The organism is Legionella qingyii (genome assembly GCF_003990155.1).
GTDB lineage: Bacteria > Pseudomonadota > Gammaproteobacteria > Legionellales > Legionellaceae > Legionella > Legionella qingyii.
In genome coordinates, this window is record NZ_RZGX01000022.1 from 31,937 (window position 1) to 53,999 (window position 22,063).

Sequence of the window (22,063 nt, forward strand, 5' to 3'; positions counted from 1 at the left end):
ATGAAACAAAGCTCCTTGCAAAATATGTGGCAATTTATGAGTGGCGGACAGATTTTTGATTATAAAACCAAAATGATGATTCAGGTGAGTAACCGTATTTTTCACTGGGCTGTCTTAGGTTTTGTCGTGCTTTTTTCGCTGATTATGGTGTTTTATGCCTCTTCTGAATTAAAACTGGTGGCGCTTCACCACATTTCACGGTTTCTCGTGAAATTCCATAATGGGGAGTATGTGTTATGGACTAACCTCAATGGGAGTAAAATCACAGCGCTTTTTTATCAAAAAAGCCCTCTTATTCAAGCCTCTGTACATCTGGCTCAAGAGGCTCTTTGGCGAAAATCGCAAATTTCTTTGATTTTTGGTGGGGCGGTGTATCTGTTGATTACGCTGTTATTTTCTCGCTTCTTTATTAAATTAGGTGAAAAATACACCAAAGATCAGTTTGTTTCCGGTACGCGCTTGGCTGACTCGCCTAAAGAAACCATCAAATCAGTCAACGAATCACAACGTGGTGCTTCAGAAATTAAACTGTTGAATCGCTTACCTATGCCTAAGTATTCTGAAAAGCAAGGGATGTTGTTTCACGGCACAACAGGTGCTGGAAAAACCCAAGCCATGATGATGCTTTTGGAGCAAATTAGGGCACTGGGCGAACCGGCAATCATTTATGATAAAGAATGCACCATTAAACCTTATTTCTTTGATGAGCGCATTGATGTGGAACTTAATCCCGTTTCAAAATTATGCGCCAATTGGAAAATGTGGCGAGAATGTGCTAATCCGTTGGAGTTTGGTTCGTTTGCCACCTATTTAATTCCTAAATCAGTTCAAGGCAGCGATCCGTTTTGGGTAGACTCAGCAAGAACCATTTTCACCTCGATGGCATGGAAAATCAGGGATTATGCAGAAAAAGATCCCGTGTTTCTTCTTCAATTATTACTTACTACTTCCTTGGAGGAAATCAGGAATATTCTCAAAGGGACTGAATCTGAAAATCTGGTGAGTAAGGAAATTGAAAAAACGGCCATTTCCATCAAATCGGTTCTGGCTACGTACACAAAGGCGCTGCGCTTTCTTGAGGGACTTGAAAAGTCGGGTAAAGAAGATTTTTCGATTAAAGAGTGGATTGAAAATACAGCCGATCCTAAAAAGTACAATAAAGGGTGGTTATTTATTACGTCACGCTCCAAATACCATAAAGAAATAAAGCCTTTAATCTCTTTATGGTTAGGACTTGCTATGCAAGGAGTGCAATCCTTGGTGGCTAATAATAAAGGGCGTATATGGCTTGTCATGGATGAATTAGCGAGCCTGCATCGTTTAGAAACCATTTCAGACACTCTGGCAGACATTCGTAAATTTGGTGGGTGTGTTGCCATCGGCATTCAATCCATTGCGCAATTAGATTTTATTTATGGAACCCATGAAGCCGGAGCCATTGCGGATCTACTCAATACTTCCATTTATTTTAGGAGTCCAAAATCGAAAGTCGCTAAGTGGGTTTCCGAAGACTTAGGCCCACAAGTGATTAATGAGATGAAAGAAAGTCAGTCTTATGGTCCTGATTCTGTTCGTGATGGGAATACGGTGGGCTCGCAACGTACCAAGCGAAATACGGTCGAAGAGGGCGATATTATGACTCTTGATGATATGGAGTGCTATGTTCGGTTGGTAGGCAATCATCCCATTACCCGTTTGAAAAACCAATACATTGAGCGTAAAGAAATTTGCGTACCTCTTATTGAGCGAACTATCAATTTTGATGCATTGGAAAAAGTAAATCACCGTGCATTGATGGTTCAAAATAATCCTCAAAGAAATGATGACGTTAAAAAAATCCATCAATTTGAAACACTGGCGCATGAGGTATCAGATAAGGATTTAGTGCCTCCTGAATCACCATATGCGGAACCCAAAGATCAATCTGCAGCGAATAAAAACGACACCGATACGATTGAATTGCGTGAGGCGTCCATTGTTATAAAAGAAATTTTTTAAGTCATCCAGGGAGGTATGATGCTGACCTTAAATAAAATAAGTACAGCCAAAGACGCGGTGCATTATTACACTGATCAAGATAATTATTATTTAAGCGATCGGGATTCGCTTAATAGTCTTTCACGATGGATAGGCAATGGCGCACAAAAGTTACAGTTGTCCGGCCAAATTGAGCCGTCGCAATTTCTGCAATTACTAGACGGACAATTACCCAGTGGGCAATTACTGGGTATTATCGATAAGGGCGAGCGTCAGCATCGTCCTGGAACCGATGTGACTTTATCTGCACCTAAGTCCGTATCCATTTTAGCCTTGGTGGGACAGGACGAGCGCTTGCTTCAAGCCCATCAAGAATCTGTGAACATTACCTTTGGTCGCATTGAACAACTCGCCGCAGAAGCACGCATTACATTTAATGGTGAAACCACCTTTGAAAAAACCCGTAATTTAGTAGCAGCTATGTTTGTCCATACAACGTCACGTGAATTAGATCCTGATTTGCACACGCATGTACCCATACTCAACATGACCGAACGTTCGGATGGATTATGGCGTTCTTTATCCTCGCGAGCAAAAAATGATAAAGAACATCTGGATCATGGTTTTCGTGAATTAATTTATTCCAATCAGCATTATTTGGGATTGGTGTACATGTCCTCTTTAGCGAAAAAAGTTAAGGAGCTGGGCTATGATATTCGCATTAAAGACAGGTACGGTAATTTTGAAGTGGTAGGTTTTAGTGATGAAGCTATTACTGCTACATCCAAAAGGCGTGTACAGATTCTTGATGATATGAAGGAACGCGGCACAAACAGTGCAAAGGCTGCCGAGAAATCTAATTTATCGACGCGCAACCCAAAAATGGAAATAGACAGCCAAGCACTGCATCAACAGTGGGTAGAAGAAATTAAAGAGCTTGGTATTGATTTGAGGGGGATAATCCAGGACTCCAAATTAAATATTGGACGAGGAGCGGTTAAAAACACGCACATTACTCCTTTAAGCCCTGATGCGCAAAAGGCCGTGAATGATGCACTGGTTCATTTGTCAGAATATTCCACTCAAATCCAGCATGGGGCTTTGGTGCGCCAGGCTATGACTTTTTCAGCAGGTCTTGTGGGGCATGAGGACATTGAACAGGAAATTGAATCTCTGCTATCTACAGAGACTATCCAGGGGAAATCCCTGGAGTATTATACAACGGCGTCTCTTCTTGCCCGCGAAAGGAATTTTATTACAAAAACCACCAACGAATTAAAAGCAAGTTTTTCGATTAAAGTGCCTAATCAAGGGCTCAGCTCTTCGGTATTTAAAAATGACGAGCGCATTCAAATCATTGATGTAGCCGGTTTTCGGTGCGAGAAAGAGCTGATTCAAGACATGGTGCATCTTGCAGAAGCCAACCAACTCAATTCCTATGTGTTGCATCCTGGTAGCCTAAAAACACAGCAACTTCGACCAGACATCAAACATTTAGATACAGGATTCATTTCCAGGATTAAAAATTTGTTTAAAGACGATATTGTGCATACGGTATCTGGGTTTCAATATCATTATGGAAAACGCATCAAAACGTCACCGTTTACGAAAGCAAAGCAAGATTTAGTGATTGTTCATGATGCGCAAAAACTTTCTTTTGATGATTTATCTGCGTTAAGCGATATTACTCAAGCAAGTCAAAGTAAACTCATTTTATTGAATAACGCGGCAGGAACCTTGGGTTTTAGTGCAGGAAATCCCATTAAGGTTTTAAAAGAGCAGGGCATTCATTCGTATCAATCGTTAACAACTCCTATTAAAGGAGAACTGAAGCTCTCAGTTGGGAAACAAGTCAATGAATCCATGAGTGCCGCTTGGCTTCAGTTGTCGCCAGAACAGCAACAAAAAAGTGCGCTGGTTGTTTTGAATAGCAAACAAAAAGAGGCCATAACGCGCCAGATACGAGAAGGGCTGGTGCAGCAAGGGCAGTTATCCAGGCAAGTGAAAAAGGTAGCGGTTCTTGCGACAGTTTCCTTAACTCAAATGGAAAAAGGATACGCCCACTCTTATAAAGTGGGCGATAACATTACGTTTTATAACGAAGGGCGAGCACCGAAACATTATAAGGTATGTGGTGTTGATGCCAATGGGCTGCAGTTAGAAAATGCCCAGGGCAAGACAAGCTTGTTTGCTTATGATACCAAAGAAGACTATCGTGTCTCACGAGAAAAAATATTGGAAGTCGCTGTTGGGGAGCGGTTAATCAATGAACAGTCTTTATACCATCAGCGCGTTAAATATGCGCCCAAAAGTTCCTTTGTTGTGTCAAAAATTACTGAAGAAGGCATTTATGTACGCCATGAGTCCAACACCATATTTTTGACTAATAAAGTGCTGTCCGAACACCATTTTAATTATGATTATTGTAAAAAACCGCATGAGATAAAACCAGAAACCACTCAAGTGCTTGTGGCGGCAAAACCGTACCAGCTCAATCGTAACCTCATCGGAGAAATTGGTGAAAACGCGCAACAGGTACTCTTATTTACGGATGACGAACCAAAGGCGCAGCGTTTTTTAGAGCGTGAGCAATTGAAATGGACTGCCTATGAGGTGCAACAAAAAAAGCCCGATTTAGTCTACCGTGATATAGCCTATGCCAATAAGGCTTTGGCACGAGAAATCAACTTGTTAAGTCACCATCTTGAGCTTAAATCAGAAGACAAAGAGGGCATTGCAGCTACAGCGCTCACGTATGCGCTTGCTAAATGCACCGAACGCAATGCAGCCTTTAAACACAGTGATTTAATGACCCATGCGTTAATGCATGCATTAGGAGAAGCAGATTTCGAAGACATTGCCCCATTACTGAAAGCGAGAATGGCCGATTCTTTGGTGTATTTGGATACCTATTGGACGACTAAAGAAGCGTTACACATTGAAGCGGCGATACTTAAGGCTAATTACCAAGAGCAAAATACGGTACAGCCTATTGAGCCGTCTGTACAAAAGCTACTATCTTTACCTGAAACCCTAACGCAGGGGCAAAAAGATGCCATCACATTGGTGGTGAGTACCTCCGACCGCTTTGTATCCATTCAAGGGCTTGCTGGTGTGGGCAAGACCACGATGATGCGGCATGTGAAAGACATTGCGCAAAGCAATCAGTTTCAAGTCCTTGGAGTTGCACCGACGCATAAGGCTGTAGAAGAGCTTAATGTGAATGGCATCAAGGCGCAGACCGTGGATAGTTTTTTACGCAATGACGGTGGGTTAGGTGCTAATCACTTAGTCATTGTGGATGAAAGTTCCATGATTGATAATGAGAAGTACCATGCTTTGCAGCAAAAGTGCATTGACACCCAATCTCGTATGGTATTTACAGGGGATATTACACAGTTGCAATCGCTGGCTTCAGGGATTCCTCATGAGCTTACCATCAAAAGCCAATCGCAAAAAACAGCGTTTATGACGGAAATTGTGCGCCAAAATCCGAATCCTGAATTAAAAAAAGCAGCAGAGTTTGCATCACGTAGAGAAATTGGTCAGGCTTTTGAGCTCATAAAAAACATCGCTCCGGAAGAGTATGTACAGCGAAAAACACCGATACATGGATTGAACCATTCATCACTGGTTGAAATTAATTGTATTGATGAGGAAGGAAAAAAGGACTACACATCCATTTATCGCGCTATCGCTGACGATTTTCTCAGCCGAACCCCTGAGTGTCAAAAAAATACACTAATAGTTGCCCATGCTCATGAGGACAGAACACCCATTGAAGTGTTACTCCGTGATGGTTTGCGCAAACAACATCAATTACACAGTCAAGATGTACTGTGTAAGCGCTTATTTCCAATCAGCCTGGATCAAGCGGACCAAGTAAAGGCGCATTCTTTTGAACCAGGTGATGTCATTCGGTTTGGTAAAAACTATTCAGTGGCTAAAAAGGATGAGTATTTCACTATCAAAGCCATTGATAGTGAATCAAATAAATTGTTCTGTGTTGATGAGTCGCAGGTTGCGTTTACAATCAGTGCTTCTATTTTACCCAAAACAATGCCTTCCTTTTACAAATTGCACGAACGGCCTTTAGCCTCAGGGGATCGGATTCGATTAAAACGAAATGATGATGCTCGCGGCATTATTGCCAATGAAGAATATACGGTCACACAGGTTTTTGGTGAGTCAGTAGGTTTAAGCAACCATAAAAATCAGGTCACGCTTAATTTAAAGGAACAAGCAGATCTTCATTGGGATTACGCTTATACAAATACAGCCTATTCTAGCCAGGGCGCTACATCCAAGTTCATGATTGCCTTGGAATTGGAAGATCGACTTGTGGTAACCACCCACCGATCTCATGAAATTGATGCAACTCGCGCCAGTCATCAAGCAACCTTTTATACCGATAATTTTGAAGGGTTGGTCAATAGACTTGAGGATCCCTTAAAACAACGTGATGCAGATAAAACCTCTGCTGTATTGACTGAAGAGGCTTACCACTTGAAGCAACAGAAACAGCAACGAATCAGTACGCAGCTCATGGATCGTGCTCAAGAACCCATTTTGGATGAAGCTAGGGCACAGCGAAACGATTCTCGACCCGTAAAAAAATATGAGTCCTTTCAAAAGCCGTCTATTAACGCGGATGAACTGTATAAAGGATTATTGAACGTATCTGATTCTTTAGTAAAAAGCCTTTTAGGAGAGCCGAATTATCGATTATCAACCCAATTTGAATATCGATATGGAGCCAAAGGAAGCTTGAAAATTGATCTTGATTCAGGCCTTTGGCATCATTTTGAGACAGGGGAGTCGGGTAATTTATTTCATCTTATTGAACGTGAGAAGGGTTTGTCCGATTTTAAGGAAACCCTAGAGCATGCAGCGCAATACATTCATTATATTCCTGAATACGAACGTAAAGTACCGCAAAAATTGGATGAGAAAAAAGAGAGGGAAGTCAAAGAAGGGAAACGTCAACTGGCTCAAAGGTTATTTCAACAATCACAACCTATTCGAGGCACCATCGCCGAAAAGTACTTAATTATTCATCGTGGACTGGCTCATTATGAGCATGCAGATTTACGGTTTTGTCGTTCTGTATACACCAAGACTCAGGATGGGCAAAAGCATGTTCCCGCGCTATTGGCGTTTAGTAAAGACGAGCAGGGCAATATACACCATGTTCAGATCACCAAATTAGATCCTAATTCTGCTAATAAAGATAAGTCATGTGATTCTGTAAAACAAACATTTGGCTTAATCAATAATTATTTTGTCAATTTAAATCATCAAGGCAAAGGCGATATTGCGTATTTTACCGAAGGTGTAGAGACAGGATTAAGCATCCTTCAAGCCAATGAACATGCGCGTGTCTATGCTGTCTTGGGGAAAGCCAATTTTTCAAATATTGATCCAAAAGATAGTCCTAAACATGTGGTTATTTGTCTGGATAATGATGGAAAAGATACCTATAAATATGCAAAAAATGAACAAACTAATACGATTATAAAAGCCGCTGAAAAATTACATGACTATGGTATCCAGGTATCCCTTATGATCCCTAAAAAAGAAAATACCGATTTAAATGATGTGCTTGTTAAAGAAGGAAGGGAGGAGCTTAAAAAACAATTAAGCCGGCTCATGAGCTTAGATGAATTTAAAAAACAATGTGCTTTAGAAAACAAAGAACTAGAGCTCAAAAAAATCAATCAAGACAAGAATATCCAGTCGTTGATAAAGCACGATCGCAAACTAAATACACAAAATGACAATGAGTTTATACGGCTCAATCAAGGGTTAATTAATGGAATTAAAGAGCGTGTGCATCAGAGGGAGTTTGTAGAATGTAATCGTACTTTTAATAAACCACTGCCTAATCGAGAAATGGAGCGTGAGATTTAAGAAATACTCTTTAATAAATTTGGAAGCATTCGTTCAATCATTGCTAATGCGGTTTCTGCATCATAAGCCCCAATTTTTGACAATTCCTTGTTGTATACGCTGTATAAAACTTCAGTAATAATTTGTACTGAACGAACACTGTTTTCGAGTAGTAATTGAGTCGATTCATCTGTCTTTTTTTCTAAAGATTGTAGATAAATACGTGCACCAAATGACAGCATTTCTGCTGCAGTTACGTTTAATTCAGTACTATTCATTTTTGCTATTTTATTCAACGAATGTCGCGTATCTGCGCCAATATCAATAGTTATTTCCATAACGACACACCTTCTTCTATAGGTACTGTTTTAAGGCCTATTCCGTTCATTTTAAATCGAACTTCTTTGTAAGAGTTATTTTGAAATCCCGAGAAGTTATCGTTTAAATATTCGATGGTTTTTTGCTTTATTTCTTTCAAAGAATCGTCATTAATTTTGGATGAAATCACTAAACTTTGATAATGATTGTGATACATCAAATGGGGTATGGATGCATGAATTTGTTCAATCATTTTTCTTATATCTTGTAATGGATTTTCATTTTTTCTCTGTGGTGAAATCTCATTATGTAAGCAAAATTCTAAAAGAAATTTTAATGCTTTTGCAGGCGAAATGTCTGATGAGCCACGCTTTTGTAAATCAAATTGATGTGCAATTTTATTTAAGTACTCTCGCTCATATTCTGAAATACGCAAGGTAATAACATCATTTTCTTTCATACAGGGGCTCATTTATTGAATCAATATAAGTATACAATAGTATTATTTATGTATACAACTGTATTTTTAATTTGATACCCTTTGATTTATTAGGGGTTCATGTATACAATTGTATACATTGGGGTTGAACTTTAAATTACTAGTTATTAAAGGATTATTGAATTATTTATATATAAATCATATGGTTATGTGCAAATTCTTTAAAGCAATTACATTGCGTGGTGTGTGTAGAGTCAGAAAATACAACTAGGCACAATCCTTATGAAGTACTACTATTAGTATGGTTAGAATATTGGACTAGAGAATAAATAAAGAGCGCGAAGCTTTGCGCGTTTGTGAAGGGATTAATTGTAAAGTGGGATAAAAAAATGAAACTATTTTTTCAAAAGGATGTGTTAATTGACCATATAAAAAAACTAATACAATTGCTTATTCGAATTAAGGATTTTGTATTAGAACCACCGCCAGGTTATCTCGAATATCAAAAAGCCATTACATCAAAAGATGCTAATTTTAATTACATGGAAAATGAATTTTTTAAACGACATATTTTACCTAATATTAAAGGGCATGGTGTATTAAATCAGAGTGAGCATCTTTCTATTAACCACCAGCAATTAATTAATAATAATCCACATGATACTTTTAGAGTAAATCCTGTTACTGGTTTGCCCATGATAGGTTCGTATGATGCGGGAGGGAGTCCATTTGGTTTTAATTTCAACCACTCAATACATCATCATATTAATAATCCTTCCGGCTTTAGCAATATGCATTCCAATAATCAATTTAATTCATTTGATTATTGGAATAGATAGTAACTGTGTTAAGAATTTATAATATTAAAAAAGAATATGATGCCTTGAATTACGGAACGTAAACCAACCTGAAAAAAATAAAAGTTGAAATTGATACAAGCATTATTATGTTGCACTTTTAAGATAAGAAACGCCTTGGGCATTCTCAAGGCGTTTTATGGTAGTTATTTTATTGCTTTAATTGCAGCATTTTTTCAGCGAGAGTCCATAGAGCTTTGTTGAGTTTAATATTTTGATCAATTCCCTTAACTTCACGGGTACGAACTCTTTTAAACTGTCCCCGTTCTCTTGCATAGCCAGTTAATCCGCCTTTTATCACATTTTCTTGAACAACATTGAATACAGAAAACAGATCGCTTGCGTTGGCTTCTGCGCTTCTGCGCACTTTAAGAAATTTATCAGGTGTTACGATCTGCCCCATAGGGTTATCGTCAAATCTTAGTGAGTGAGCAGCTTCGGCAAAATATAATTTCTCATCATTGCTCAGCTTAATTTGTGACATTTTTTCTGCTGCATCAATCATCTTTTGTGTTTCTTCCACGACTTGATAAGTGCCTTCAATGACGTTACCCACAATATCCCCTTGGTGACGCACTCTAATTTCTTCATAGGAATGACCAGCGACTAAACCATTACTGCAGACCAAACGAAATAATCCAGCATTTAGTCGATACGAGGATAATCCATCGTGAGAGTTGACTAAAACCAATTCTGGGAAAAGCATTGAAAATGACGGGGCTGTATTGCAATGACGAAAACGAATCATGTGCTTAGTAAATGGTTTTTTAGATTCTAAACGGCAATTACTTTGAGCTGCCCAAGTGGGATAAAAACCTTTTGCAATTAACCCATCAATTACATTGCTCGTAGAAATATGCTGGTATTTCTCACTGGTGTATTCAGCTTTTGCTTGAGTAAAAATGGAAGGGGCTTTAAAACGTAACACATCCATACTAATAAAATTTTTCATAATGATTTCCTTTGGTTATTGATGTCCCTAATGGACAAGATAAGTATCGCAAATTCCCAAGAAATTGTCAATTAATTATATCTAATAATTAGATGTTTTTATTATATCTTTTTATTTGACTTTTTTGATTTGATTCTCTAGCATCATCATTAAGTAATAAAAAAGATGAATACTTTAATGAAAAAATTATTAGCATTTGAAATAAAACATAATTTACGTCGGCCTGCGCGAGTTTATGTTAAGTCGCCTGATTTGAAGACTATTTATGGATCTTTTAGTTTGGACAATACAAATGCCTTTGAAAATTGGGAGGCGTTAACAGTAGCGCAACAAACAGAATTGAAACAGTTTATTCACAATATTGATGCTGTGAACAAACATATAAAGCCAGAAATCAATGATGTGCTCACTGAATTCAGATTAAGGCTTCCTATAAGCTTAATCCACGCTCTCAATGAATTAAGTATTATTTGCAATAAGGAAAACGTGGAGCTTAACGTTTATGACCCTATTATTCTGAATATCATCCAACAAATGAAAATCAGTACCGCAAAATTAAGCAATGAGAGCAAAACAGAGGCTTTTTCAATATTAGAAAAGGCAAACATAGCTGAGTATAAGAAAATTGATTACAGCTCCCAAATACAAGGTGTATTTGCAGAATTATTGCATGTTCATAATAGATCAGAAAAATTATATGAAAAGGCAAAATCTCTTTTTGGAAAAGATAAAAGCTACTCGCCTAAAGCTCTTGAGAGTATGGCTAGTGGCGAGAGCAATCCGTCAAAATGGCTTGTATCCTGCGCTATTGAGCTGCTTCTTGATGAAGGAAATGATGTAAATAACCTATTATCAGAAGATGACTTATTTATGCTTTGGGTAAAGCCTCAACTAGATCAAAATTTAGAAAAAAAATCTATTGTTCAAAAATTGTCGCATATGAATTTAGATGGTTTAACTGAAAGAGCCCGAAATTACTCTGTTTATTTGTCTAATATAAAAGAATAGGTTTCTATTAATTGTTAATTTGAATGCCAAACTAACTCTAAATCAATCAATCTTTTTCTAGACGTAGTTGCTCTTATTAACAATGGTGTACCAACATTTAGGTAAATTACTTTTCCATCAGACCATCGATATTTTCTTGATTGAAGTAAAATCATAAGTGCGATCAACAACAGCTAGTTAACTAAATGCATTTTTTTCTCTTTGTTTGATTTTGTATTTATTTGTTTTAGTAGGAAAAATGCTAACTTTTATTATTGGATTATACTGATCTGATAAATTGAGCCACAAATTCAATCGTGATAATTTATTTTTTAATATCAGATTATATGCTAATTTTACATTTTTATTCAGCTCAGGGCGGTCGGCAAGAAGATCTATGGGTCGCTTAGCCCCAGAACGATCTATGGTTGTATTACTTGATAACTTAAGAGTTTTATAACGGTTCTTTATAATTTTCATCCATTGATTAAATTTTTTATCGTTAAATTCATATCTACTTTTCAGTGACTCAGTAATTGCATCAATGATATGGACGACGTTTTTATCAGAAATTGGAAAAATTTGAATTTCTATACTAGTAAGCTTATCTTCAATAAATTCAAATTCTGCAACTACTCTAGAATTATACATTTCGATTGATGGCATGTACCATAGTGTTCTCTTAAACTCACTATCATGGAATAAAGGTACTTGATATTTACCCCAAAAAATATTTCTTTCCGGAGTTGATTTAAGGTGTTCAAAAGTAGTCCCATCAACCAATTCAACATTGTTTTTTTTCAGCGCTCGCTGAACTTCGGAAAGAGACATACCAAAACTTGTATCTAAAAATACTGATGCATTAGTAGTTAAAAGTGGTCCGAACTGATAAAGCCAGATAATTGTTATAAATAGTGCAAATATCAAGCTAAGAACTATATAAATGAATTTATTTTTCATGAATCGTTTCACCAACCTAAAGTAAATTTTTTACCATAAACGATGTACAGCAGAGTTTGTTTAATGACATTAAAAATCAAAAAAACAACTAGCGAACCTAAAATCCACCATTTTATTGCCATTTTCCAGTGCCGAGATCAAAAACCGGCGTTTCAAGAGTTGAACTTCATAATTAATATTCTTTTGGTTTTTATTATTAAGTTGTATTTATTTTGCGCGCGTTATTAAAGCTTGTTTCAACAGGCAGGATTGTTATTAAGAAAATCATTTTCGATTGTTTTATGCCTGAATTTTTATCATGTGGGCAATAATATAACAAAAGCAGAAATAGTACTACTTATTAGGTATGAGCAAGAGCTACTTTATAATTGATTTTGAGATTAATCAGATTTTATAGTAATTATTAGTGGTTTTATCCAGATTTAGTCCTCACGTGGTTAGAAAATATTTAATTCACCGTGGCTAATAGAATAAACATTACATAATACTATTCGAAGTGGCTATTGCTTTGGCAATAAAAATACCAATAACTTTTAAGGCATTATCAATCTCATGAATTTTTATTTGTGCAGCTTTAAATGTTGTGCCGGTAGTTAATACATCATCAAAAATAACAACACTTTTATTTTTAAGTTTATTGATAAAATTCTCGTCAATTCCTAAATTCTGTAGCTTTTTCTGCACATCTCTCTCATTTGTCTTATGGCTTTCGTCCACAGATTTTTTAACATAAAGTGCGTCAAAAAAAATAAATTCAGGAATAGCAGCACTAACCAACTCTAATATTCTAACTAACCTATTATCATGATTTTCATCCCCAGGTGCTTTTGATGGAGGAGCAGGGATCCATAAAAAATTAGTTAATTCAGGATGTTTCTTAATTGTCTGTATTAACCATTCAGAAATAGTCGCTATACTCTTTGTTTTGTACTTTTCTCTCAGGGGATTCTTACGAATATCTTGGGGGGAAATTTTTAAATTCGAAACGATCTGTTTTTGTTCATTATCAAATATACTAGACCATGAATCATATGTCATATAATAATAACATTTATCCTTTTCTTCTAGGGCAAAGCGATTTCTCTCTAATTCCCAATTTTCTAAAGCAAGTATTTTATACATCAAAGTAAATGATCCAATATATCGTTGGTGCTTTTAACACGAATGGCGCCTAATTTCTCAAATTTTTCAGGCCATGTTAAGTTTTTATTTTCAAAATTATTGTTAAGAATAAATAATTTTCTTTTTTGTTTAATTGCTGCTGTTGCTTGTGTTAATGAGCCCGAAGTATTTCCCGCTTCTACAATGATTGTTGCCTCACTGATTGCAGACATAGTTTTATTTCTTTCTGGAAAATTAAAGCGATTACTTTTAGGATTTCCATTCTCATATCTAATAATTGGAACTTGCGAGATTAACAAATGATCCTGTGCAATCAATTGTTGAAGAGATCTATTTTCAGGGGGATAAAAATGAGTAATTGGTGTGCCTATTACAGCGATAGTTCTACCTTTTAACTCTATAGATGTTTTGTGGGCTGCAGTATCTATTCCCGACGCCAATCCAGAAATTACTGTTAAATCCTCAGATACTAACTCTTTAACTAATTTCTGTGTTCTTTTTATACCAGTCTCAGAGGGCTTTCTCGATCCTACAACAGCAACTCCCCTAGTATATAGATAATCAAGATTACCTTGATAATATAATAGAGGAAGAGGATATTCAGCATCATTCAATTTAGATAAATAATCTATAGTACCTCTAATAAATACGTTTAGATTAGGAATAGGGGCTTTATTAAATTTTTCCAAAACAAGATTTAAATACTTTTGTGCAATATCCTTTTCAACTAAATCACTCAAGCTAGTTGCATGTGATTTTTCAATTAAATCAACAAGTTGCTTATAGGAAGATACTCTCTCATTTAAAAGATATTCATAGGAGCCAATTTCGAGAGAAGGAGATAATGCGAACATAATTACTCTACGTTTCTAAGAATAGATATAAATATTTCCTAAATAGGACAATCAAATTTATTGTTAATAAAGTTTATTAATCTAACTTATTAATTAGATGTATTAACATTTAATAATGAAGTGTACTAAAAAAATAGTCAAATAGCGATGAAATGAGAATTTCATACTTTAATATATATGACTTCGAAAATCTTTCAGTCCCCTTTTCTTTCATGAGAGATCTTATGTAGTTAAATGTGAAGTAAAAAAATGGGGAGGATTATTTACTGGTTCGCTCTTCTCTGTCGTCCACCAGAAACTCAAGAAAATTTGGTTAAAAAACTAAGTTAAATTTTCAGGGTTAAATAAATATATGAGCCTAGAATTTTCATTACTCAAAAATTATTGGATTCTTTCCTTATAATTTAAATACTCGGTTACTGCGTTTTTTGCGGGCTAAGCACAAAATTTTTCAATCATTCATCCAAAGCCATCTAATTGCCATTTCGATCCTAATTTGGTGGAAGGACAATTTTGACCTAATTGAGGGTCGGCCGGGATTCTGACGAAAAGGGCCGTTTATTGTTTAATTTCGATTCAATATTTAATGCGGAAACCAAGATTGATATTTTATCCTTATAATACTTAACCTCGTTTTGCCAAAGTAAACGAGGTTAAGTATTTAGTCTGACTAGGGGCCTGAGAAAGTTGTTGCTGGTTTTTCCTCAACTGTTTCTTTTAATTGGCTTCTCATTTTAAAGTGCCCTACCAAACTTACTGACGGTATTTCTGTGAATTTACTCAATCGTATTTGAGATTTAAACTCTTCCATTGTCATACCTGTTTCACTTTTGAACTTTTCTGCAAATTGCGGGTCAGCCAATTTTTGAGCAGTAATTTCATTCATATATTTTATATGTTCTGCCATTATTGGATAAATTTCAGTAGGACAATCCTTATGAATTGCCTCCGTTACGGCTTTTGTCGCTTTTTCAATTAATTGAACATCATTAAAAGGTAATGTTTGCGCTAATATGGGATAAGACATAGAAAAATTATCCCCATAAAGCTCGGTAACTCCATTTATTTTGATTTGCCTACTTATTGTTGCCAACTGCATTAAATAATCAATATTTTGGTTAGACAAAGCCAAAGATTCAGAAATAAATTTTTCGACATAAGAGTGTAACAGCTCTTCAGGTCGGTCCAACGATTCCGCTAAAGTTGATAACATTGTGGATAAGGCTACCTTATAAGTGGCTAGAGTTTTTTCTTTTAAGCTAAGTTGGGGTTGTTCTATTTGCAGTTTTTGTTGATAGCTATAGGATGTATCAATAATTTTTGTTATCACAGGTTCAAGTAAAGCTTTATCAATTTGTTCCATACTACAATTAAGCTCTAAATCTTTAAAAAGAGCATTCACTAAATCAAGGCGAGGATTTTCCCACATGCCATAAGTTGATAATTTCATTTTGCTTCCTTACATAATTAGATACTTCCACTCTTCAGGGCGTGGACGTAAAGTAATCTATCACTAATGTATATAAATTAGTAGGGTGCCTCGCGTAAATAGAATAGTGTCTATAATGCGCCATATTTGGCTTTTATAAATTAACATGAATGATAGAAGAATAACTTCTATTTATCATTTATTAGGCCTAGTATTCTCCTGACCGATGTGCGTCCAATGCCAATCGTCCTTGCAATTTCAGATGGATTAAGACCTGATTTAAATAATCTAATAACTTCATCTGAATATTTTTTTGTTGTTGCAGGCCGTCCATGTGATTTACCTTTACTTCTAGCATGAGCAATACCTACTTTAACACGCTCGCGTAAAATTTCCCGCTCAAATTCTGCAAATATTGACAGCAATCCTGCCATTGCTCGACCTGTTGGTGTAGTTAAATCCAAAGCTTCTGTTAGCGAAATAAAACCAACGCCAAGACCATTGAGTTCATTTAGTGTGTGAAAAAGATCATTAACAGAGCGGCCCCATCGATCAAGTTTCCAAACAATAATGACATCGACCTGCCGCCGCCTTGCCTGATTAAGAAGTTCATCGCGCTTTGGCCTTTCTTTTGCACCAGAGCCAATTTCAGCTATTTCAGTTTCAATTTGCCAATCGCGTGCTTTGACATATTTTTTCATTGCCTCAATTTGCAAATCGAGCGTATGTTGATCATGCGTTGAAACTCGGGCATAAATTCCTACTTTCATACCTGGCCAAAAACCCCTTGAAATTCGTCTATCGCAAAGCCTTTAAATATAAGGATCAAAAGTCTTGATTTTTACATGGCCATAAACTACTGTTTTCGGCCGCTTATAAGATAACCAAAATTAGACATGACTGCAATCCATGAGACAGCTTATCCTCGATTAAAACCTAATCCGAGCCCAGATGAACTTGAGAAAAATTTTAAGCCAACCTATGACGAAATATTTTTAATGGAAGATAGTACCAAGTCGTCATTGTCGGACGTTTATAAGTTAGGATTCATATTGACACTAAAATGTTTCCAATGCCTCGGTTATGTGATTAACATTCAAAAAATACCAGAGGTCATTGTTAATTATATTAGTCAAGCAATGGGAATTCAAAATCTCCTCGATTTAAACACCTATTCTTCTTCTGCGAAAAAGCGGCATCGAAAGATCATTTTAAAATATCTTGATATCTCAGATGATAGAACAAAACAGCGAATTTATTTAAAGGAGTGCGCGCTAAAATCAGCATCATTTAAAGAAAGTCTCGCCGATATTATTAACGATATGATTGAAACCTTAGTTAAGGAGCGCTTCGAGTTACCTGGGTTTAGTACATTAGAGCGGCTAGCTCGAGCAGCTAGAGTTATTGTTAACACCAGACTCTGTGAGGAAATAACTAGTAATCTTGATGATAAATCTAAAACTCTTCTTGATAGCCTATTTGATACATCACTTGCTCCTGATAAAGCAACAACTGGCTGGGACTTTTTAAAACAGGAAATGAAAAGCCCAACCACAAATAATGTTAAATTATTTGTCACTAATTTAGAACTGTTAAAAAAATGGAAGGCCGAAGCTCCTGCGTCAACTCATGAGCTCCCAGCCCATCGACTCGAACAATTCGTAGATGAAGCGAGAGCCCTTGATAGCTCTGATATGAAAAATATTAAGCCAGAAAAACGATATGCATTAGCAGCAACGTTACTCCATTTTAAACTTGCTCAAGGATTAGATGATATCGCTATGGTTATGATTCGTTGGATGCGGAAAATGAGGCATGAGGCAAAGGTAGCACTAGATGAATATACGCTATCTAAGAAAACTGAGACTGATTGTTTGGTTAATACTTTACTTGGAGTTTTGCTTGCATCTAATAACCTAGGTACTCCTTCCGAGAGACTAGCCGCTATTGAAAGCAGCTTACCCGAAGATAAAAATGGAATTATTTATCAATGTGAGAAGTATTTAGCTTATGCGAGTGATAACTACTTGCCTTTTATGTTAAAGCTTTATCAAAATAAACGTTACGTTCTGTTTCAGCTGCTTGAACAGATTAGCTTGCAATCAGCCTCAAAGGACAAGTCCTTAGAATTGGCGGTTACTTTTATTATTAAAAATCGTCATAGTAAGCAAAAAACATTGTCAATCATCGCCCATGATTTTGATCAGTTAAGCTGGCTTAGTGAGAAATGGTTCAGTTTTGTTACAAGCCAAAAAAGGCACGATGAAATTATGGAAGTAAATAAAAAGAATTTTGAATTGGCAGTATTTAATGCATTAGCTGATGAAATTAATTGTGCTGATATGTTTTTACCAGGTGCTAACAACTATGATGATCCTAATAAGCCCCTTATTTCATGGGATGATTTTGACACACAACTTGAAGAGTATTGTAATTTAATTAAACAACCGAGTAAATCTTCTGATTTTATTGCCGCACTCCAAATTCAACATTATGCAGCAGCAAAAAAAACAAATGATGGCTTTTTGGCTAATGAATACCTAAGTATTGAAAACTGCGAACCTGTTTTAAAACGTGCCATCAGTAAAAAAGAAGATAAGGCAATAATGTCTTTTGTTGAACAAGTTTCTACTCGATTGCCGCTGACAAATATTGTAGATGTGTTTATTGATATTGAACAATGGCTCAGTATCAGTAAAGACTTTAAACCATTGTCTGGTTTTGATTCTAAAATTAAAGACTATGATATGAGGTTTGTTGCCACTTCTTTTTCCTATGGGTGTAACGTGGGTCCAGTTCAAGCAGAGCGATGCTTACAAAAGTACAGTCGTAAACAAATTGCCTGGCTATTTAACCACCACATCACAGACTATAGGTTAAGTAAGGCAACTGAAAAAATAATTAATGCCTACAATCAATTTGATCTGCCAAAATCATGGGGAACTGGTGAAACTGGATCTGTCGATGGTACTTATTGGAATGTCTACACAAACAATTTACTTGCTGAGCACCACATTCGTTATGGCCAGTACGGTGGGATAGGTTATTACCATGTTTCGGATCAATATATTGCGCTGTTCAGCAATTTTATTCCCTGTGGAGTTTATGAGGCAACATACATTTTTGATGGTATTATTGAAAATGAATCTGATATTCAACCTACTACAATCCATGGAGATACTGGTGCACAAAGCGAAGTGGTATTTGCTTTTGCTTACCTTCTCGCTATACAGCTTATGCCGAGAATTAGAAATTTTAAGCATTTAAAATACTACAGGCCCATTATGAGTGATGGTGTTATATTTGAACATATCGACAGTATTTTTACTAATGATAAGATTGATTGGGAATTGATAGAGGCGCATTACCACGACATGCTACGCGTCGTAATGTCCATTCGGAGTGGTAATATAAAAGCCTCTACAATTTTACGAAAATTATGCACTCAAAGCCGAAAAAATAAAATTTACCAGGCATTTCGTGAGTTGGGGCGTGTTGTTAGAACCATGTTTTTACTCAATTATATCAATGATATTGATTTAAGGCGTTTAATTCAGGCCGCTACTTGTAAAAGTGAGGAATTTAACAATTTCATTGACTGGGTTTCCTTTGGCCGGGATGGAACAATTGAAGATAATTTGCGAGTTAACCAGAAAAAGACTATTAATTTTGGTCGACTTGTTGCGAATGCTGTCATGTTACATGTTGTGGCAAACATGACAAATGTTATTAATGAATTAACTGAAGAAGGTCTTGAGGTTACAGAAAATATGCGAAATGGTCTATCTCCCTATCATGGTGGGCATATTAATAGGTATGGTGTATTTCCATTGAGCATGGATAGAGACAAATTAATGGTTGAATACAAATTGAATTAAAATAGAACATCAAACGGACCTTTCCGTCAGAATCCCGGCCGACCCTCTAATTGCTGTATAAAAACGCTTGCAATAGTCTCTGGTAAAGATCCTCTATGAGAAAATTTAGCGCCTAAAGTATAAGCTAATTTGGTTTCGATTGTATTAAACGATGATACTACTAAATATTCCTTAGCCCGTGTTAAGGCTACATAAAACAATCTTCTTTGCTCACGCAAAAACTCTTCTTTTTCATAACCTTCCAACTCATTATCAATATTAGGGATTAACCCTTGTACGCAACTGGTTACAATAGTTACCTTTGAAGTAAGTCCTTTTGATTTATGTAAACTCATTATACGAACAAAATCACCTTCTTCTGGCATCTCTGGCTGAGTAATCAAATTTTCTAAACAATCCCACAGATCTTTTATTATCGCGAGAGGGTTAGAATTTAAAAATAAAAGTGAAGCTTCTCTCAATATCAATGTTCCTTCTTCTTTGTCTGGAAAAAGATAATCAATTAACTGAGTGACGGAGAGATTTGAAACATCGGATTTTGCAGATAGAAAACTAATATAAGCCTTTTTAATTTGAGAAATTTTATTAATATTTCGACCGTTTATGCATTCATCTAATACTTCACGGACACTTTTCCCTTCTTGCTCACCTATTTCTACAAGTACTTTATACTGATTAGACAGCCAAGTAGAGCTATTCATTCCTAGCCAAAAACGGAGAGAAACAGCATCATCTGGATTAGCAAGAAGATTTAGCAAGGTAATAGCCTTTTGGGCTTTAATATCTTCGACAGCTTCTTCATGGAAAAAACTATGCACAGAGATATTCAGTGCTTGAATGGCATTTCTTAACCTATATCCTAATAATCTACGAGGAGAGAGTATAAGTATATCTCCTGCTTTATATCGTGATTGATCAATTAATGATTTGATAAAATGTGCAATGCCATCTGCTTCTTCAACTGCATTTTTCCATTGAACAATACGGACTTCTCCATCTTCCTTATCAGGATCTGAATTTAATTTATTTGAAGTTCCTGTTGGATGGTTATAACGGATTAATGAATCAGCAAGATCCACGATTTTTTTATCACACCGTCTACATTTGTTAAGCGTTTTATCCTCAACACTCTTGTGTCTTGATGAAAAATCCTCAATACCATTAAAATTAGCGTAACGAAAACTATAAATTGATTGATCTATATCACCCACAATACTGATGCTAATTCTCTCACCTAATAGATCTATAAGTGTTTGCTCAGCTTTATTTAGGTCTTGATATTCATCAACAACTATATGAGAGTATTTATCAAAAATATTACTAGCGGGATTATTTTGTAAATATCGCAAAGTAAGTGGTACTAACTCACCAATAAGCATGGACTTATGCACCTTAAGCCATTGCTCTATCTCGTGTTGGAATAATCTATCTTCCTCATCCTTAAGCCACAATTTTTCTTCTTGTGTTCGTGCCCAAGCCGCCTCAAAAGCCTTGATTCTTTTAAATTTTTCTCTTTTATTGCCAAAATCATGAACTAAATCTAAATCAGCAAGCAATGGACTTAGTTCAAATTGTGGAGACCCTTTTGAGTTAAAAGTTTTAAGAGGACGAGGAGTTCTTTGTAGGCCATCAAACACTTCTTTTTGGTTTAGCAGGCCAAAACAAAAAGAATGTAGTGTCATGGCGTGAATTTTTTCTGCTCCAACAATCCCTAATTGCAATTCTTTTTTTAAATCGTTAGCTGCTGTTCTTGTAAAAGTGACTGCGAGAATTTTTTCTGGGTTAATTTTTTCATTCTCAATTAACCTCATAATTCTTTTTTTCATGATATAAGATTTGCCAGTTCCTGGCCCAGCCATAATTCTAATCCGCGTGGATTGTGAACTTGCTATTTCCAAGCCCTTATCATCTAAATTATCATTCCAACTCATAATAATCCTTATTATCTATTGTCATATAGGTATTTAAATTTTTTGGAAAATAGGTACTTATTCATACAGAGCATTAAATCAAAGATAAGACCAATAATCTCTCATTTAGCTAAGGTGAAAGTTTCAAAAAATAGCAAAAGTTGTCTTTAAAGTATTGTCGTCAAATTTCGAAAAATCTTAAATGAGCTTCATCAAATAAAATTAAATATAAAGTTTGTCTATTAACTTATAAGTTATTAGAGGTAAAAATTGAATCTCATTCCATGTCTCCTAAATCGCATTTTCATATTAAAGGGACACCTCTATCTTCAAATCGATTTAGGAGACGTTATTAAGGGATATTCGGTGCCCCACTAACTTGTTTTTTTGTATAAGTAATAACGACCGTTTTAATTAATATAAAATGTTAATGTATTACACTTTATATTTTTATAATAAACTGTATAATTAATCTTGTAATTGAATGTTAA

Annotated in this window: 14 protein-coding genes; 5 read left to right on the top strand and 9 right to left on the bottom strand. The window is 35.9% G+C overall.

The features are described from left to right. Both traD and traI read left to right on the top strand, forming a co-directional pair. Entirely contained in the window at positions 1-1,998 is a 1,998-nt protein-coding gene (gene traD, locus ELY20_RS14340; RefSeq protein ID WP_110143539.1) for a type IV conjugative transfer system coupling protein TraD, read from the top strand. A gap of 18 nt (positions 1,999-2,016) precedes the next feature. Then, positions 2,017-7,887 carry a conjugative transfer relaxase/helicase TraI gene (gene traI / locus ELY20_RS14345; RefSeq protein WP_110143540.1) on the top strand — a complete coding sequence of 1,957 codons (5,871 nt, stop codon included), beginning with the start codon at positions 2,017-2,019 and terminating at the stop codon, positions 7,885-7,887. Here traI and ELY20_RS14350 read toward each other — a convergent pair. Together ELY20_RS14350 and ELY20_RS14355 are read right to left on the bottom strand one after the other, a co-directional pair. Next, positions 7,884-8,204: a hypothetical protein gene (locus ELY20_RS14350; protein ID WP_110143541.1), complete on the bottom strand. Its 321-nt coding sequence runs from the start codon at positions 8,202-8,204 to the stop codon at positions 7,884-7,886. The genes traI and ELY20_RS14350 overlap by 4 nt on opposite strands. Beyond that, the gene (locus ELY20_RS14355; RefSeq protein WP_110143542.1) at positions 8,195-8,644 is read right to left on the bottom strand and encodes a hypothetical protein; all 450 of its coding nucleotides are present in this window, start codon (positions 8,642-8,644) and stop codon (positions 8,195-8,197) included. Before ELY20_RS14355 ends, ELY20_RS14350 begins: the two co-directional genes overlap by 10 nt. A gap of 368 nt (positions 8,645-9,012) precedes the next feature. On the opposite strand from ELY20_RS14355, the gene ELY20_RS14360 reads away from it, so the two are divergent. Further along, positions 9,013-9,462, top strand: a complete 450-nt coding sequence (locus tag ELY20_RS14360) for a hypothetical protein (protein ID WP_110143543.1) — start codon at positions 9,013-9,015, stop codon at positions 9,460-9,462. Positions 9,463-9,631: 169 nt separating this feature from the next. Here the strand turns inward: ELY20_RS14360 and ELY20_RS14365 are convergent, their stop codons facing one another. Continuing rightward, complete coding sequence (locus ELY20_RS14365; RefSeq protein WP_110143544.1) at positions 9,632-10,432, bottom strand: DUF932 domain-containing protein; 801 nt, start codon at positions 10,430-10,432, stop codon at positions 9,632-9,634. Between the two features lie 252 nt (positions 10,433-10,684). Here ELY20_RS14365 and ELY20_RS14370 point away from each other — a divergent pair, with 252 nt between their 5' ends. Continuing rightward, complete coding sequence (locus tag ELY20_RS14370) at positions 10,685-11,440, top strand: hypothetical protein (RefSeq protein ID WP_233590609.1); 756 nt, start codon at positions 10,685-10,687, stop codon at positions 11,438-11,440. A 177-nt stretch (positions 11,441-11,617) separates the two neighbouring features. Here ELY20_RS14370 and ELY20_RS14375 read toward each other — a convergent pair whose 3' ends face one another. The 5 genes from ELY20_RS14375 to ELY20_RS14395 all read right to left on the bottom strand — a co-directional run bounded on the left by ELY20_RS14375 (position 11,618) and on the right by ELY20_RS14395 (position 16,554). Further along, on the bottom strand, positions 11,618-12,379 hold the full coding sequence (locus tag ELY20_RS14375; protein WP_110143546.1) for a hypothetical protein: 762 nt from the start codon (positions 12,377-12,379) through the stop codon (positions 11,618-11,620). 477 nt (positions 12,380-12,856) lie between these two features. Beyond that, positions 12,857-13,501 carry a phosphoribosyltransferase gene (locus tag ELY20_RS14380; protein ID WP_110143547.1) on the bottom strand — a complete coding sequence of 215 codons (645 nt, stop codon included), beginning with the start codon at positions 13,499-13,501 and terminating at the stop codon, positions 12,857-12,859. After that, entirely contained in the window at positions 13,501-14,355 is an 855-nt protein-coding gene (locus tag ELY20_RS14385; RefSeq protein ID WP_110143548.1) for a DNA-processing protein DprA, read from the bottom strand. The genes ELY20_RS14380 and ELY20_RS14385 overlap by 1 nt, the downstream gene beginning before the upstream one ends. A gap of 670 nt (positions 14,356-15,025) precedes the next feature. Then, complete coding sequence (locus ELY20_RS14390) at positions 15,026-15,805, bottom strand: hypothetical protein (RefSeq protein ID WP_110143549.1); 780 nt, start codon at positions 15,803-15,805, stop codon at positions 15,026-15,028. Between the two features lie 167 nt (positions 15,806-15,972). Further along, entirely contained in the window at positions 15,973-16,554 is a 582-nt protein-coding gene (locus tag ELY20_RS14395; RefSeq protein WP_110143550.1) for a recombinase family protein, read from the bottom strand. Positions 16,555-16,680: 126 nt separating this feature from the next. Here ELY20_RS14395 and ELY20_RS14400 point away from each other — a divergent pair, with 126 nt between their 5' ends. Next, positions 16,681-19,662, top strand: a complete 2,982-nt coding sequence (locus ELY20_RS14400; RefSeq protein ID WP_110143551.1) for a Tn3 family transposase — start codon at positions 16,681-16,683, stop codon at positions 19,660-19,662. A gap of 26 nt (positions 19,663-19,688) precedes the next feature. Here ELY20_RS14400 and ELY20_RS14405 read toward each other — a convergent pair whose 3' ends face one another. Beyond that, on the bottom strand, positions 19,689-21,593 hold the full coding sequence (locus ELY20_RS14405) for an ATP-dependent helicase (protein ID WP_110143552.1): 1,905 nt from the start codon (positions 21,591-21,593) through the stop codon (positions 19,689-19,691). Positions 21,594-22,063: the final 470 nt, after the last annotated feature.